The organism is Pseudomonas sp. F9001 (assembly GCF_013385435.1).
Classification (GTDB): domain Bacteria; phylum Pseudomonadota; class Gammaproteobacteria; order Pseudomonadales; family Pseudomonadaceae; genus Aquipseudomonas.
Window position 1 is genome coordinate 23,608 of record NZ_JACAPX010000009.1, and the last position, 15,377, is coordinate 38,984.

Annotated in this window: 19 protein-coding genes; 6 read left to right on the plus strand and 13 right to left on the minus strand. The window is 61.5% G+C overall.

The window, feature by feature from the left end; genetic code table 11:
* Positions 1-489 precede the first annotated feature (489 nt).
* From HX818_RS07215 to HX818_RS07260, 10 genes are all read right to left on the minus strand, one after another.
* Entirely contained in the window at positions 490-1,092 is a 603-nt protein-coding gene (locus HX818_RS07215) for an N-acetyltransferase (protein ID WP_177019724.1), read from the minus strand.
* A gap of 12 nt (positions 1,093-1,104) precedes the next feature.
* Entirely contained in the window at positions 1,105-1,446 is a 342-nt protein-coding gene (locus tag HX818_RS07220) for an FKBP-type peptidyl-prolyl cis-trans isomerase (protein ID WP_003211564.1), read from the minus strand.
* A 22-nt stretch (positions 1,447-1,468) separates the two neighbouring features.
* On the minus strand, positions 1,469-2,089 hold the full coding sequence (locus tag HX818_RS07225; protein ID WP_023658938.1) for a hypothetical protein: 621 nt from the start codon (positions 2,087-2,089) through the stop codon (positions 1,469-1,471).
* Between the two features lie 232 nt (positions 2,090-2,321).
* Positions 2,322-2,774, minus strand: a complete 453-nt coding sequence (locus HX818_RS07230; RefSeq protein ID WP_177019725.1) for a RidA family protein — start codon at positions 2,772-2,774, stop codon at positions 2,322-2,324.
* Positions 2,771-3,655 carry a PhzF family phenazine biosynthesis protein gene (locus HX818_RS07235; protein ID WP_003211571.1) on the minus strand — a complete coding sequence of 295 codons (885 nt, stop codon included), beginning with the start codon at positions 3,653-3,655 and terminating at the stop codon, positions 2,771-2,773. The genes HX818_RS07230 and HX818_RS07235 overlap by 4 nt, the downstream gene beginning before the upstream one ends.
* Positions 3,652-4,692, minus strand: coding sequence for an ABC transporter substrate-binding protein (locus HX818_RS07240; RefSeq protein WP_008435866.1), 1,041 nt, complete (start codon positions 4,690-4,692; stop codon positions 3,652-3,654). The genes HX818_RS07235 and HX818_RS07240 overlap by 4 nt, the downstream gene beginning before the upstream one ends.
* A gap of 25 nt (positions 4,693-4,717) precedes the next feature.
* A complete protein-coding gene (locus tag HX818_RS07245) occupies positions 4,718-5,482 on the minus strand; it encodes an ABC transporter permease (RefSeq protein WP_008435867.1) in 765 nt (254 codons plus the stop codon).
* Complete coding sequence (locus HX818_RS07250) at positions 5,479-6,297, minus strand: ABC transporter ATP-binding protein (protein WP_003211576.1); 819 nt, start codon at positions 6,295-6,297, stop codon at positions 5,479-5,481. Before HX818_RS07250 ends, HX818_RS07245 begins: the two co-directional genes overlap by 4 nt.
* Before the next feature lie 133 nt (positions 6,298-6,430).
* Positions 6,431-7,234, minus strand: coding sequence for an AraC family transcriptional regulator (locus HX818_RS07255; RefSeq protein ID WP_003211578.1), 804 nt, complete (start codon positions 7,232-7,234; stop codon positions 6,431-6,433).
* Between the two features lie 196 nt (positions 7,235-7,430).
* A complete protein-coding gene (locus HX818_RS07260) occupies positions 7,431-8,399 on the minus strand; it encodes a hypothetical protein (RefSeq protein ID WP_003211580.1) in 969 nt (322 codons plus the stop codon).
* Positions 8,400-8,574: 175 nt separating this feature from the next.
* Here HX818_RS07260 and HX818_RS07265 point away from each other — a divergent pair, with 175 nt between their 5' ends.
* From HX818_RS07265 to HX818_RS07275, 3 genes are all read left to right on the plus strand, one after another.
* Entirely contained in the window at positions 8,575-10,071 is a 1,497-nt protein-coding gene (locus tag HX818_RS07265) for a PAS domain S-box protein (RefSeq protein WP_003211582.1), read from the plus strand.
* A 132-nt stretch (positions 10,072-10,203) separates the two neighbouring features.
* The gene (locus HX818_RS07270; protein WP_003211583.1) at positions 10,204-10,455 is read left to right on the plus strand and encodes a CsbD family protein; all 252 of its coding nucleotides are present in this window, start codon (positions 10,204-10,206) and stop codon (positions 10,453-10,455) included.
* Positions 10,456-10,466: 11 nt separating this feature from the next.
* Complete coding sequence (locus HX818_RS07275; RefSeq protein ID WP_003211585.1) at positions 10,467-10,736, plus strand: DUF1652 domain-containing protein; 270 nt, start codon at positions 10,467-10,469, stop codon at positions 10,734-10,736.
* 90 nt (positions 10,737-10,826) lie between these two features.
* On the opposite strand, the gene HX818_RS07280 is transcribed toward HX818_RS07275, so the two are convergent.
* Both HX818_RS07280 and HX818_RS07285 read right to left on the minus strand, forming a co-directional pair.
* On the minus strand, positions 10,827-12,020 hold the full coding sequence (locus tag HX818_RS07280) for an MFS transporter (protein ID WP_102369374.1): 1,194 nt from the start codon (positions 12,018-12,020) through the stop codon (positions 10,827-10,829).
* 153 nt (positions 12,021-12,173) lie between these two features.
* Positions 12,174-12,482, minus strand: a complete 309-nt coding sequence (locus HX818_RS07285) for an RcnB family protein (RefSeq protein WP_003211589.1) — start codon at positions 12,480-12,482, stop codon at positions 12,174-12,176.
* A 160-nt stretch (positions 12,483-12,642) separates the two neighbouring features.
* Between HX818_RS07285 and HX818_RS07290 the strand changes: the two genes are divergently transcribed.
* Positions 12,643-12,993 (plus strand): LemA family protein, encoded by a 351-nt coding sequence (locus HX818_RS07290; protein WP_008435873.1) that lies wholly within the window; start codon positions 12,643-12,645, stop codon positions 12,991-12,993.
* 11 nt (positions 12,994-13,004) lie between these two features.
* Here the strand turns inward: HX818_RS07290 and HX818_RS07295 are convergent, their stop codons facing one another.
* Complete coding sequence (locus HX818_RS07295) at positions 13,005-13,382, minus strand: DUF4440 domain-containing protein (RefSeq protein ID WP_023658940.1); 378 nt, start codon at positions 13,380-13,382, stop codon at positions 13,005-13,007.
* A 72-nt stretch (positions 13,383-13,454) separates the two neighbouring features.
* Here HX818_RS07295 and HX818_RS07300 point away from each other — a divergent pair, with 72 nt between their 5' ends.
* Both HX818_RS07300 and HX818_RS07305 read left to right on the plus strand, forming a co-directional pair.
* Positions 13,455-14,012 carry a helix-turn-helix domain-containing protein gene (locus tag HX818_RS07300; protein WP_003211595.1) on the plus strand — a complete coding sequence of 186 codons (558 nt, stop codon included), beginning with the start codon at positions 13,455-13,457 and terminating at the stop codon, positions 14,010-14,012.
* Between the two features lie 11 nt (positions 14,013-14,023).
* The gene (locus HX818_RS07305; RefSeq protein ID WP_177019726.1) at positions 14,024-15,370 is read left to right on the plus strand and encodes a glutamine synthetase family protein; all 1,347 of its coding nucleotides are present in this window, start codon (positions 14,024-14,026) and stop codon (positions 15,368-15,370) included.
* Positions 15,371-15,377: the final 7 nt, after the last annotated feature.

Genomic DNA, 15,377 nt, shown 5'->3' on the forward strand with positions numbered 1-15,377 from the left:
CGTGATTGAGTCACGGGCACGACAGGACAGGCCCGCCCGTCGCAAACGACAGGCGCGTCCGCAGTACCGCGATGCAAGGCATCACGTACTGTTAAGCGTCGATGAGAGGGAATTCGGAATCGGGCCAGGACTGGCCGCCATCGAAATGCCGCTTCTCGCTTCTGGGCGAGACAACGGCATCGGAAAAATGCGCGTTATCTTGCCAAGTATGTGCCGGTTATCGAGACCGGCCGACGACTGTCACTCGAACAAGTACCCACTGAGGGTCTCCGCTATTGATGAAAACGCGCGAAGCTTACGCTCCGAATTAATGAGAGTAAACCGTAGGAAAATTTACCCGATGGGTTTGGGCAGGTTCTTCAGGGAGGGTTCAGGTACGCACCACTGCGCAGCTCTCCCCCCGTAGCAGCTGTCGAGCCCAAGCGAGGCTGCGTCGGCCACACACTCCACCGAGTCGCCGAACGCAGCCTCTCCCAGGCTCGACAGCTGCTACGCAGAAGACGGTCGATCACGCTCCACCAGCGCCAAATACTCATTGATCGCCCCACCCGCCAACGCCTTCACCTGAATGGAAACCCGATTCACCTGCCGCCCCATCTCGATGCCATCCCGAGTCCGCACCTGAACATACCCAAGCCGGGGCCAGAACCGCTCAGCCTTGACGTTCCCCACCACCAGCGTCAGCCGCAACCAGCGTGCGCCCAGGCTCACTACCCAATCCTGGAAATCGGCATGCAACTGCCGCGCAAAACCGCTGCCATGCAACGGCGTGGCCACCAACAGCAACCCGATATGCCAAACCCCGACCGCCAACAGATCCGACGCCACATTCACCACCGCAACCAACTGCCCTTCGGCATTGCGGTAGCCAATCCAATACATCCGCGTGTAGCTCCAGGTACCAGGCAGTTGAAGAGTCAACTCATCTCGCGCCTCCGTGGATGTGGCTGGCTCACCGTTGACCGCGAGAAAATATTCCGGGGCTGCTTCGAAAAAGCGCTGCAGCTCGGCTTCATCCTCAAGGGTCAGCTCAACCACCCGAATGCCCGCTATCGAACTACGCGGCAACTCCCCTGCTTCAACAACATCCATGTTCACCGCCCCTCAATCATCCCGCGTCAGTACTTCCAGCAACTCAATCTCAAACCGCAAATTACTGTTGGGCGTGATATGCGCCCCCATCGAGCGCTCGCCGTAGGCCAGGTGCGCCGGCACAAACAACGTGCGAATGCCGCCAACTTTCATGCCCATCAGCCCCTGGTCCCAGCCCTTGATGACGCGACCGGTGCCGATCACGCACTGAAACGGCTTGCCGCGTTCCCATGAGGAGTCGAACACCGTGCCGTCTTCCAGAGTGCCGGTGTATTGCGTGGTGATCAGGGCGCCTTTGACCACGGTTTTGCCGTCGCCGAGGCGGATGTCGGTGATTTCCAGTTCGGTGCTCATCGTGCTCTCCCGCTATCCAAAGTCACAGCCAATGCCAGAACCGGCTCCAGAACCCACGCCCCAGATCATTCTTGCAGCCCGCATATTGCGCCGCATACATCTGCGAACGCGCCTGCACCTTCCCCGCCACCGGCATCAGCCAGGCTTTGCTCGCGTAGGTACGCTGCCGGTAACCGCCCCAGCCTTCGTGGTAATTCAGGTACTGGCCGTAGGCATCGTATTTGTATACGCCGTTGATGGTGTAGGTCTTGTCCATGTACCAGCCGACAAAGTCGATGGCGTCGTCAAAGTCCTGCCGGCTGGCGCCGTAGCGTCCGGTGCTTTTCTGGTAGTCGCTCCACACTTCGTCCTTGGCCTGGGCGTAGCCGGAGGCCGTAGACACACGACCCCAGGGGATGATCCACAGCAGGTACTTGCGTGGGGTCTTGGCGTCCTGCCGGAAGCCCGATTCCTGATACATGATCGCGAACGGCACCTGGATCGGCACGCCCCAGCGCGCCTGGGTCACCTTGGCGGCGTCGTACCAATCGTCTTTTTCGCGGAAGATGCCGCAGATGTCGTTGGGGGTGCGGGGTGGCGAGGTGCCGCATCCCGCCAATAAGGCGGTGAGCAGCAACAGCCCTGCGGTTTTTCCTGCGTTCAAAAGCTCACCGTCTCGTCGTGAGAATAAAAGGCGGGCAGTTTACTCGTTCGCCGGGGTTCCTGCAGAGGTGAAAGCAACACGAATCCTGTGGCGAGGGAGCTTGCTCCCGCTGGAGCGCGAAGCGCTCCCGGACCGGTTGACGCGGTATGCCCGAGGCACTGCGATCATCGGTTTTGGGGCTGCTGCGCAGCCCAGCGGGAGCAAGCTCCCTCGCCACATTTTGGTGGGTGGTTCAGGCAACGACCGCTGTCAGTTCCAGTTCCAGCAGGCCGTTGCTGGGTAATCCCGCCACGCCCACCGCCGAACGCGCATGCCGGCCGTGCTCGCCAAACAGCTCAATCAACAGTTGCGAGGCGCCGTCGACCACCTTGGAGAAGCCCTGGAAACCTTCCCCGCCAAACACAAACCCGCGAACGAACAGGATGCGCTCGACGTTCTCCAGCCCTACCGCCTGGTCCAGCACGCTCAAGGCCCGCAGCACACAGGTCTGCCCTGCTTCGTTGACCAACTCCGTAGAGGTCTGGTCCGTCACCGGCCCGGTAATCACGCTGTCACCCTGCCGACAAACCTGCCCGCTGACATACGCCACGCCTCCATGAATCGTCACCGGCACGTAGTCCCCCTTGGGGCTCGGCGCTTCGGGTAATTCCAGCCCGAGGGCTTGCAGTTTTTCGCGCACGCTCATGCCGGTTCCTCGACAAATTCCACATGCCCACCCAGCCAGCAACCTTGCACCTGCCCCGCTGCATCCCGGCGAAACCGCAGGGAGATTTGCGAAGGTCGGCCCATGGCCCGGCCCTGGCGGATGTGCACCGGGCGATCATCTGCCGTCACCAGGCCATTCTCCAACAAGCCAAACGCCAACGCGGCAGCCGCGATGCCGGTGGCGGCGTCTTCCGGGTAACCCGAGGACTTGGGAAACTGCCGCGCATCAAATTGTCGCCCGTCCAGATCCGATGGCGCATAGGGGTACAAACCGGTGGAGCCGATGCGCTCGCACAGTTGCTGCATCCGCCGGTAATCCGGTTTCAGGCTATCCAGTACCGCCACGCTTTTCAGCGCGATCAGGGTTTTCACCCGGCTGGTGCAAGCGTTCTGGATCGGCAGCGGTGCCAGTTCGTTGGAAGTGATGCCGAGCACCGACAGAATCTCGGCCTCGACTTCGGCATCGTTCAACGCCTCGACCTGGCCCTTGGGCTGGCTGATTTCCACCTGGATATCCGGGGTGCCCGCAGCGGTGATCCGCGCATCCACCGGACCGCTCAGTGTCGATAACGTCAGGCGGTCCTTGTGCAGCATGCCCAACCGATCCAGCAGCCACACCGCTCCCACGGTGGCGTGGCCGCACATTTCCATCTCGTGGTTGGGCACCCAGAAGCGCAAGGCAAAATCGAACTCGCTGCCAACCGGTGCGGCGAACACGAAGCCGCACTCATGGCCATAGTCGCGGGCGACTTGCTGCATGTCGGCATCGCTCATGCCATCGGCGACGGCCACGGTTGGCGCGGGGTTGCCGCCACGGGCGGTGGCGGGAAAAACATTGACCAGGTGAACCTCGGGCGTCATTTCGCCTCTCCCTGAAGGGTGGAAACAGTCGGCGCCACGGCGTCGACGATGGAGTTGGTGTAGACCTGCTGCGGGTCGAGTTCGACCGGGTCGCTCTCCACAGCGTTCATGAAGCGGATGTTTTTCTCAACGCCGTCTTTCTCGATGCGCGGCGTGGCCGGGTAGGACGGCAGCGAAGCGGTCCAGGCAGCATTGAAAATGGCGGCGTCGGTGTTGGCGAAATACGGGCGCACCGACTCGCGGGCCTTGTCCGGGTCGCTGGCAATCAGGTGTTCGGCACGCCACAGGGCGCGGACCATTTTTTCGGCCGTGACCTTGTTGCTGGCCAGCCAGTCTTCACGGGCAATCATCGCAGTGAAGAGGAAGCCGTCCAGGGGTTTGTATTCGCCCTTCGCCAGGTCCATCAACACAAAGCCGCCTTGCTTCTCGGCGGTGGTGATGGTGGGTGGCGACAGCGAGAAGCCGTTGATGCTGCCTTGGGAAAACGCCGCGAGCATGTTTGGCGCGCCGCCGATGGGCATGATGGTGAAGTCTTTGTCCGGGTTGAGCCCCGCATCCTTGGCCAGGTAGCGCACCAGCATGTCGGTGGTGCTGCCAGGGCCGGTGACGCCGATCTTCAAGCCCTTGAGGGCCTGGGCACGGGCGGCCAGGGATGAGGTGGCCGACACGCCGGCCTTTTGCGCCGAGGCACCGTCGATCACCACGGTGCTGCCGAACTGGGTCTGCACGGCGGCGAACGCCTGGACATTCTGGCCTTTGGTGCGGGCGCGCACCGCGACGGCGGGCAGGCCGACGTACGCATCCGCATCACGCCCCAGCACGGCGGTGAGTGCTGCCGAGCCGCCTTTCTGGAATACGATGACGTCCACATTCAGGCCTTCATCGGCGAAGTAGCCTTGCTTCTGCGCGACGTAAATCGGCACATAGAGGAAGCCTTCGCTGGGGAACGCCAGGGTGACTTTGGTCAGGTCCCGGGCCTGCGCGGCGGGCAGGCATGAGGCGAGTAAAACGCTGGCGATGAACAGTGGTTTGAACATGATCAAGCTCCGCAAAAATAAGGGGTTAAACCGCAACTTCACGTTCCGCTTCGTTGGCCTTCCACGGCATCAACTTGCGTTCGGCCAGCTTCACCGCCGTGTTCAGGATCAGCGCGAGAGCGATGATCCCCACCAGTGCGGCAAATACACCGGCGGTATCGAACTGCGAGGCTGCATCCGAGAGCAGGTAGCCCAGGCCCCGGTTGGCGGCGATGATCTCGCCCACCAGCGCGCCGATCAGCGCATAGGGCACCGACAGGCGCAGGCCGGTGAATACCCAGGTGAAAGCGGACGGGATGACCACCATGGTCAACAGGTCGCGCTCCTTGGCGCCCATCAGGCGCAGGATGGTCAGTTGCTCGCGGGACACGTTGCGCACGCCGCTGTAGGTGTTGAGGAACACCAGGAAGAACACCACGGCCGCGGTCAGGATGACTTTCATCGGCAAGCCGATGCCGAACCAGAGGATGAACAGTGGCGCCAGCGCGACTTTCGGCAAGCTGTAGAAGGCGGTCAGGAACGGGTCGAGAATATCCGCCAGCAGCTTGGCGCGGCCCAGCACCAAACCGGCGATCAAGCCTGCGAGGGAGCCGAAGAAGAAGCCCAGCACGGCTTCCAGGGTGGTGATGCCGGCGTGATAGAAGAACACCCCGTTCATGAGGATTTTCCACAGGCTTTGCGCCACCGCCGAAGGCCGGCTGATGAAAAATTCCACGCCGAACCAGCGGGACACACACTCCCAGAACACCAGCAGGAAAATCAGGAACAGCAAGCGATAGACCTGGATCATACGACCTCCAGCGAGTGAGCCAATGAGGCGGGATCGGCAGCACCGGCGACGTCGGGCGCCAAGCGTTTCCAGAGGGCGGCGCAGAGTTCCACGTAGCGTGGGTCGGAGCGCAATTGCACCAGGTTGCGTTCACCGCCCAAGGGAATATCGAGCACATGGTCGATGGTGCCCGGGCGACCGGCGAACACCACGCAGCGGTCCGCCAGCGCGATGGCTTCATCGACATCGTGGGTGACGAACAGCACGGTTTTGTTGAGCTTGCGGCACAGGCGCAAGAGTTCGGTCTGCAGGGTCAGGCGCATCTGCGCATCAAGGGCGCCGAAGGGTTCGTCCATCAGCAGGGTTTCCGGGTCGCTGGCCATCAAGCGCGCCATGGCCGCGCGTTTGCGCATGCCGCCGGAAAGCTGGTTAGGGTAGCTTTCGCCAAAACCGGTGAGGCCCACCAGCGCCATCAGCTCCTCGACGCGACTGTCGATCCGGGCCTTGGGCATGCGGCGAATTTGCAGCGGCACGGCGATGTTGCCGGCCACGGTGCGCCACGGCAGCAAGTGGTCGGCCTGGGTCATGTAGCCGACACGGGTGTTGACGCCCTTGACCTCGGCGCCGTCGTAATGCACCTGGCCCTCCGTGGGGCCGAAGAGCCCGGCGGTCATGTTGAGCAAGGTGGACTTGCCGCACCCCGAAGGGCCGACCAGGGTGATGATTTCGCCCCGCTGAACTTCAAGCGATACGTTGCGCACGGCCACAAACTGGCGGCCCTCGACTTTGAAGCTTTTTTGCACCCCTGCGAAGCTGATAAAGGGTTTTGCACTCACCGCCCCTCCTCGTCCGGTAGGCCGGACTTGTTTGTTGTTGACGGGGTGAGGATGAACGGATGACGGATTTGCGGCGCACGGGATCGGGCCGGATCATGCGCGGGATCGGGACATCAAAAAAGTTGAGGCGGTATCAGCCGCGGCGCCACTCATCCGGCGACACGCCCAGCACCCGGCGAAACACATGGGCCAGGTGTGACGGTGACTCATAGCCGACGTTATTGGCGATCTCCAGCACCGACATGCGGGTGTGCCGCAACAACGTCTGCGCGCGCTCCAGGCGCAGGCGCTGGACGTACGCCAGCACCGTCTCGCCGGTGTGCAGCGCGAACAGCCGGGTCAGATGGCGGCGCGACATGTGAAACGTCTCGGCGATTTCATCCAGCCCCGGCGCATGTTCGAGGTTGCCTTCCACGTACGCCTTGACGTCACGCACCAGCATGGCGCCGTGGCGCTCGGTAGATGAGCGTTGCAGACTCGGCTGGCTGAGGGAAATCGCCAGGCATTCGAGCAGCAGCAGGTGATCGGCCTGGGCCACCTGACGGCGGCGGTCGATGTACAGGTCGGGTTGGCTGAAGGCTTTTTTTGCCAGGAGCAGATGGTGCAACGGCGCGGAGGTTTGCCAGATGCCCAGGGTGGGCACGCGCAGCAAGCGGTTGGCGTCACCGGACAGGTCACGCAAGGCGTAGTGCATGTAGTCGGGGTCGACGTAGAACGCCACGTGGCCCTGGCTGGCGGTGAGTGACGAGGAGGAATGGCTGGATTGCGGCGGCACCAGTACGAACTGGCGGTCGATCACCGAGGTGGTGCGCCCGCTTTCCTCATCCTTGAAACGCAACAGGCCGTGCTCGGGCACCATCAGCATGAATTCGTCGTGGGCATGGGCCCCGGTTTCATAGGCGCCGTTGGAGTTGAAGACGCTGTAGATGTCGCGCATCGCCAGGCACTGCCAGTGGATGTTGGAGTGCTGACACTAGCATGTTTGGTGCCAGCGAAGCATTGTGGCGAGGGAGCTTGCTCCCGCTGGACCGGGCTGGCGCTCCAGTGCGTAGCGCTCCCCTCTTTTTTGGGGCCGCTTCGCAGCGCCCAGCGGGAGCAAGCTCCCTCGCCACATAAATCACCTCAGGTCATGATCAGGCCAACGGTACACGACGGGTGGAAATCGCCAGGCGACCCACGCCGAAGCTCAACGCTGCGCCCAGCAGCAACATCAACAAGGTGCTCCACGCAGCACGGGACAGTTGCTTGGCCGCGACTTCACCGGCTTCACGGGCTTTCTGTTCAGCCTGTTGCTTCAGTTCGTCGACCTTCTGCACGGCCTGCTGGTAGGCCTGGGCGTAGTTGTCGACAATCTGGGTGGCCTCAGCCTGGCTCTTGCCGGTACGGGCCGCAACAATATTGACCAGTGCCTGCTTGTCCGCCGCGTTCAACGCCGGCTCACCGGAAGCCTTGACCCGCTCGAACCACTGCTTCAATTCATCACCAGCCTGGGCTGGGTTGGTCGCGGCATCGTTGGCCGACTGCTTGCCGTCCGCCGCCGCCTGATCGGCTTTTTGCTCAACGTTGGCCGGGTCCAGTTCAGGTTTGCCGCTCTGCTTGAGCAGTGTGTCGAGCTGACCTTGCAGGCTGTTCCAGTCCAGCTTGATGCCCTGCTCATTCAGTTGCTGCTTGACGCTGTCGCTGATACCCGGCGCCACGGCGGCGATCCCGCTGCCGGCAGCCGACAGGCCCTTGCCGACGACATTGCCCGCCGCTCCCACAACGCTGGTGGCCAGCGCGGCCAGCAGCCAGGTGGTGAGCAAGGTGGTGATGGTCCAGCTCAGCACGCCGTGCAGGCCGCCGCGATCCGGCGCAGTACGCCCGGCCACGAATGCACCGGCACCGATTGCCAGCAGCGTCGAGACAAACAGCCAGATCCCGGCACCGGTGCCGAAACCACTCAGCGGGTTACCCGCGGCCATCGGGTCTATCGCGCTGGCGCCAATCGCGGTGCCGAGTACGCTCAATACCAGATAGGTCACCAGGGCAATTGCACTACCGGCCAATACCGAGCCCCAGGACACACGAAACAGCGAACGGTTGGTTTCATAGACAGTGGTCATGTTAAATCCTTTGAACAGTGGGTAGGTGGCCAGTTTGGCGAGGGACCTACCCTGCGGTCTCGGCACAATTGCACTAGGCGCACTGGTGCATTCGCACCCCGCGCCGGGCACTTTCTCTGCACTATCCTGAGCCTCAGGTGTCGTACTTCCCATGCGACTTACCCCAGGAGAAACCATGAGCCAGGCCGTCCTCGCCAAAGAAACCAACCGCCGCCAACTGCAGCAGATCATCTCCGGCTTGTCCGATGGGGTGATCCTCGCCGAGGCCGACCAGACCATACTCTGGGCCAATGAAGCCGCGCTGCTGATGCATGGCGTGGATAAAGTCGAAGACCTGGGTGCCAACACCAAGGAATACGCCGCGCGCTTTGCCTTGCGGTATCGCAACAACCACCCGTTGGTGCTGGAGAATTATCCTCTGAGCCGGGTGGCAGACGGTGAAGAGTTCAGCGATGTGGTGGTGGAAGTCACCCCCACCGGCGACGAGGAAAAAGTCTGGGTGCATCGCCTGCGCAGTCTGGTGCTCGACGACGCGTCGGGCGAGCCGGAATTGCTGGTGTTGATCCTGAGCGACGCCACCGAATGGGCCAGCGCCGAACAGCGCTTCGAAAAGACCTTCAATGCCAACCCGGCGCCGGCGGTGATTTGCCGCCTGAGCGACCTGCGCTACATCAAGGTCAACCAGGGCTTCCTGGAGATGACCGGCTACAACCGCGACCAGGTGATCGGCCACTCGGTGTATGAACTGGACGTGCTGGAACAGGCCGAAAACAAGGACCTGGCCGTCAAGCGCCTGGGCGAAGGCGCGACCATTCCACAGATGCAAGCCGAACTGAAACTGCCCGAAGGCGGCAGCAAACTGGTGATCGTGGCCGGCCAGCCGCTGGACATGAATGAGGAAGACTGCATGCTGTTTTCCTTCACCGACCTGGAGCCTCGCCGCAAGGCCGAAACCGCCCTGCGTCAGAGCGAGGAACGCTTCGCCAAGTCGTTCCGCCTGACGCCGGTGCCGACCCTGGTGTGCAACGCCGCCAACCGCCAGGTGGTGGATATCAACGAAGCCTTCATGACCATCACCGGCTATACCAGTGAAGAACTGATCGGCAAATCCATCGAAGACATCGACTTTATCGACAGCCCCCAGGCCTGCACGCAACTGTTCACCACCCTGGAAAAAGCCGGCAACCTCGACGGCCTCGACCTGAAGATCCGCAAGAAAGGCAATGAGCTGATCGACTGTGTGCTGTCTGCCGACACCGTCAGTATCCAGGATGTGCCCTGCTACCTGCTGGTGCTGATGAACATCACCGAACGCAAGCGCTCCGAGCTGGAACTGGTGGCCGCGATCGAGGAAGTGATGCAGGACGCCTCATGGTTCAGCCAGACGCTGATTGAAAAACTGGCCAACGCCAAGAGCGTCAACAGCCCCAATGTACCGAACATTTCCTTTACCGACCTGACCGCCCGCGAGCGCGACGTACTGGGGTTGATTTGCGAAGGCCTGGCCGACAAGGAAATCGCTTCGCGCCTGAAACTGGCACCCAACACCGTGCGTAACCATGTGGCCACGGTGTACTCCAAACTGGGGGTGCATAGCCGTAGTGCAGCCATCGTGTGGGCCCGTGAGCGCGGGCTGTTTGCCGGTGAGTTGCGGGTTAAAAAGCCGAAATAGAGTGCAAATGCACTAGTGCGACCGGTGCAAATTCGCCTTATTGCGCGGGGGTGCACTGCTTAACCTTGAAGGGTGGGCACAGGGCTTAGGGTCCTGTGCCGTTGAGATGTCATGCCCTTTAAGGAATCCATCATGAAAAGCGAACAAGTCAAAGGCGCCGTGGAAAAAGTGGCCGGCAAGGCTCAAGGTTTTCTGGGTGATCTGACCGGTGACGAACGTCTCCAGGCCGAGGGTGTAGCTCGCCAGGCCGCTGGCCAGTTGCAGCAAACCTACGGTGACGCGCTGGACACCGTCGGCGATTTCGCCAAGCAAAAACCCCTGGCAACGGTTGCGATCGTCGCCGGTGTCGGCCTGCTGCTGGGCCTGTTGCTGCGTCGTCGCTGAGGAGAACCCTGATGTTTACGCTCTCCCAACTGCGCAACTGCATCGAAGAGGCCCTGTCGCCCCTGACCTGCGAATTCACCCTGTGCCGTGACGCGTCGTTGACGCTCAAGGTCTTCGACGCCGAAAGCGGCCGGGTGGATTTGGTGGTCACCGGGATCAGCGTCAACAAGCTGCAGACCCCGCAGGAAGTGGAAAAGATGGTCGACGAGTTGCGGTACGAATTGCAGAGCAACACCGTCGGTAAACTCAGGCTGGATGACCTGCCGCTGCGCCCTTTGTAGGAGCGGGCTTGCTCGCGAAAAACGCCCGGGCACCGCGTTCATTCAGGCGTGGCGCGTTATCGTTAACGACCTTCGCGAGCAAGCGTGCTCCTACAGTATGTCGCGGGCTTTCAACGACGCCCCGATAAAATAGAACACCCCTCCCCCGACAATGAACGCTGCCAACATGTAGAACATGTAGTGGGCCGGCAGGTTGGCCAGCACCAGCCCGCACAGCACCGGCCCCAGGGCAGCACCGAGGTTGGAGAGGTTTTGCGCCCCGTAGTACATGCCCCGCAGGTTGTCCGGGGCGATGCGGTCGATGAACATGTACTCGGCCGGAAACACCACGATTTCGCCCACGGTGAAAATCGCCATCGCCAGGATCCACCACCACACGTTGCTCGCCAGGGCAAAGCCAATCACCCCCAGCATGAACATGCCCAGGCCGAAGATCAGCCACTGGCTCAGGTAGCGGTGGGAAATGCGCCGGCCAATCGCGTATTGCAGGGCAATCACCAACACCGCGTTGGTGGTGAGTACCGCGCTGATGATGGTGTAGGTGTATTCGGCGGTAGTGGTGGTCACCAGGTACTGCGACAGGTACGCGGTGAACTGGCCGAACACCACGGCACTGAGCAGGCCGCCGACGGTGAAGCACACCAGTCGGTGATCCCGCAGCAATACACGCCCCACCGCGAGGAACGACACCGGCTTTTGCGTGGTGTCTACCGTGGCCAGCGTGCGGTCGCCCCAACGCCAGTACAGCAGGAAAAAACCGAAGCCCAGGACCGCCGACAGGATAAACGGCAAGCTGATATCGAGCTTGGCCACCATCGCGCCAAAAAACGGCCCTACGGCATAGCCGATATTGGTCAGGGTGTACTTGATGGAAAACGCTTCGCTGCGCTCATCTTCCGGCAACAGGCTGGCAAACCCGGACTTGATCGCGATGTCGATCACCGCGTACGCCAGGTTGATCAGGATCAGGCAGCTGTAGAATGACCAGATTTCCCGGGCCAGCACCGTGCCGATAAACCCCAGGGCAAACACCACACTCAAGCTGAGCAATAGCCTATAGCTATTGATGCGGTCTACCAGGAAACCGCCGTAGACACTCAGCAGCGAGCCGACGATCAACGAGCTGCCGATCACCAGGCCGACCTGGCTGATGTCGAGGGCAAAGTGGTTGGTGAGGTAGATCACCAGGTACGGAAAGGTGATGGCCTTGGCCAGGGTGAGGATCAGCGTGGCCGACAACAACAGGTTCACGGTACGCGGGTAATTTCTTATTGTGGCAAGCATCCTGCTCTCATTCCAGTCAAGGTAAAGGGACCATTGCGGCCCGCAAACGGACGTACCTTAACGTAAAACAAGAGGAAAAAATGCTGATTTATGCATTTATGCAAAAATCAAATGCAGCGGGATGAAGCGTGATCACCCATCCCGCTGAACGCTTTATTTTTTAACGGGCGTGATGTCGAGAATCGTGCCGTTGGTGGTTTTGAGCAATACGTACTTGTCGTTCACTCGAGCCCACTGGCTGTCTTCTTCCGGCTGCTTCAGGCCACGTTTCTTCCAGTCGGCAATGGCCGACTCCTTACGCATCAGAATGTCTGGCGCGCGGTCTCCCGTCTTGAGGTCGCGGGTATTGATATTCGAAGGCTGCACGGTTTTTTGCGGAGTATCCGCGGCCTGGACGGTGAGACTCGCGGCGGACAGGCTCGCGGCAACCAGCAGGCAGGCAACAAGGGATTTGGACTTCATGGGCACTTCCTTCAATGAATGACGCGTAAAGATTCCGACCGCAGCGGCGTGGAATCATTCAGCGCCGTGATGGAAGCGGCAGATGGGTGGACGGCCAGCGACCGGGCCGGCGATTAATCAGATAAGATTGGTTCTTTTTTCCAGCCGCTCAGGAATTCCAATGACTGGTACCCACGTCATCATCATTTTCGTGACCGTTGTCACCTTGCTCGCGCTCTACGTGTTCGGCACCTACAGGGAACTGGTGGCCCTGCTCGATCGCTGCAAAAAAGCCTTCGGCCAATTCAAGGAGGCCGAACAACAATTGGCGGCGGCGCAAAATGCCTCGTCACCCACCGCAGAAATCGCCAGCCTGGAAAGCCGTGTCGCGTTCACCCGCCAGCTCTTCCACGACTCGGTCAACAACTACAACACCTACAAGCACAAATCGCCGACCTCGGTGGTGGCCGAGCTGCTCGGGCATCGTGATGATGTCAGCCTGTCGGGGTTCGAGGCCAAGCGTACGGTCTGACCTGCCGGCGCTTACACAGGTGCACGCTGACGTGTCGGCGTGCCCTGATGAAACACCATCTGCCACTGCCCGCCGCTTTCGCGCCACACCGAACTGCGCAACGACTCCCCCGCCGCATTTGCATCCGTCGCCGCGCGCTGGCAGCGATACGTCACCAACGCCACGCCTTCGGCCAGCACCTTCATTGCAAAGTCACTGATGCTACGGACTGAAAACACCTCATCCTGCAGCCCTTCGATCACCTCGGCCTTGCTGCCCCACACATTGCCACTGGCACCAAATTCGACGAAATCATCCGCCAGCAGCACCGACAACCGCGCCGCATCTGCACGGGTGGTGCATTGGTGCAGCTCCTGTTCCAGGCGGCGTAAATGCTCTGCCAACTCCATACCCATTGCCCTCGTGAAATTAATCCTGTAATTTTTCATGAAATTTCCTGATAAGAATTTCACGAAGCGCCCATGGACAAGCAAGAAGAACTCGACGCCCTGGCGATCCTGATCCACGACCTGCGCAAGCACAAGAAGCTCACCCTGGCGCAACTGGCGCAAAAGATCGAGCGTTCCGTGGGTTTCCTGTCCCAGGTTGAACGCGGCCTGTCGCGCCCGACCGTGGCCGACCTCACAGCCATCAGCCACGCGCTCGGTGTGCCCACCACCTATTTCTACAGCCTGTCCAAACCCAAGGCGGTGGACTGGGTCACCCGCCCCAACGAACGGCGCACGGTGTATTACGCCAATGGCATCACCGACATCCTGGTGTCGCCGAGCATGCACGGCGCGTTCTCGATCCTCGACAGCCTGCTGGCCCCCGGTGCCAACAGCGGCGAACAAACCATGAGCGACCGTGCCGAACAGGCCGGTTACGTGCTGGAGGGCGAGTTGACGCTGTGGGTCGAGGGCGAGCCGGACTCGGTCACCCTGGGCCCCGGCGACAGCTTCCACCTGGCCAGTTTTGCCCACTGCCGCTACGGCAACCTGACCGACCTGCCAGCCCGCGTGCTGTGGGTCTACAACTAGGAGCAACACCCGTGAAAAGCCATGCTTCCACGCTTTTGGCCGAAGTCCGGACCTTTCGCCAGAACCATCCCGATGTGCGCTACGTCGACCTGATTGCCCTGGACATTCCCGGGCATTTCTACGGCAAGCGCTACCCGGTGGAGATGCTGGAAAAGGTCGCCGCCGGCAGCCCGTTGAAACTGCCGCAGAACGCGGTGCTGCTGGGTGCCCAGGGCGGCCTGTTCAAGATCGGCGACTATTGCTTCCACGACGGCGACCCGGACGCCAACCGCCGCCTGGTGCCCGGCACCCTCAAGCCGGTGAGCTGGGAGGCGCAGCCGCTGGGGCAGATGTTGATCACCTCCGACGGCACCGAAGCGCCCATCGAATTCGAACCCCGGGAAGTACTGGCCAAGGTGCTGGAACGCCTGCAGAGCAAAGGCATTCACCCGGTGGTCGCGTTCGAGCTGGAGTTCTACCTGTTCGACAAAAAGCTCAGCGACGGCCTGCCGCAATTTGCCCGCGACCCGCTGAGTGATGACGCGGACGACCAGCCCAACTTGCACATCGAGCGCCTGTCACGCTTTGCGCCGGTGTTGGACGATATGGTCGAGACGGCCAAGGCCCAGGGCATCGACATCACGGTGATCACCGCCGAACTCGGCCCCGGCCAGTTCGAAATCAATTTCGGCCACCTGGAAGACGGCCTGCGCGCCGCCGACTGGGCCGCCCTGTTCTGCCGCAGCACCCGTGGCGTGGCCCTCAAGCACGGCTACCGCGCCAGCTTCATGGCCAAGCCTTACCTGCAACACCCCGGCAGCGGCATGCATGTGCACGTCAGCCTGTACGATGCGGCGGGCAATAACCTGCTGGCGGCCCACCAGCAGCAACCGTTGCGCCACGGGGTGGCGGGTTGCCTGGAACTGCTGCCGCACTGCATGCCGATCTTCTCGCCCAACCACAACGCCTTCCGCCGCCTTGGTGGCACGGTCAACGCGGCAACCCGCGCGTGCTGGGGCTTTGAAGACCGTGACGCGTGCGTGCGAATTCCTGAATCCGACCCGCGCAACCTGCGCATCGAACATCGCCTGGCGAGTGCCGATGCCAACCCGTATCTGGTATTGGCGGCGATTCTGGTGGGGCTTGAGCATGGTCTTGAAGCAGCGAAGGAGCCCATCGCCCCGCTGAACGAAGACCGCAACAGCGGCGCGGACTTCCCCCTGGAAATGCTGGAGGCGGTGCGCGCCATGCAGCATCAGCCGACGTTGCGCGAAGGCCTGGGCGCGGAGTTTGTCGACGTGTATTGCGAAAACAAACGCCAGGACCATCTGGCATTCCAGCAGGAGATTCATGCACGGGAATATCGCTGGTATCTCTAGGCACTGA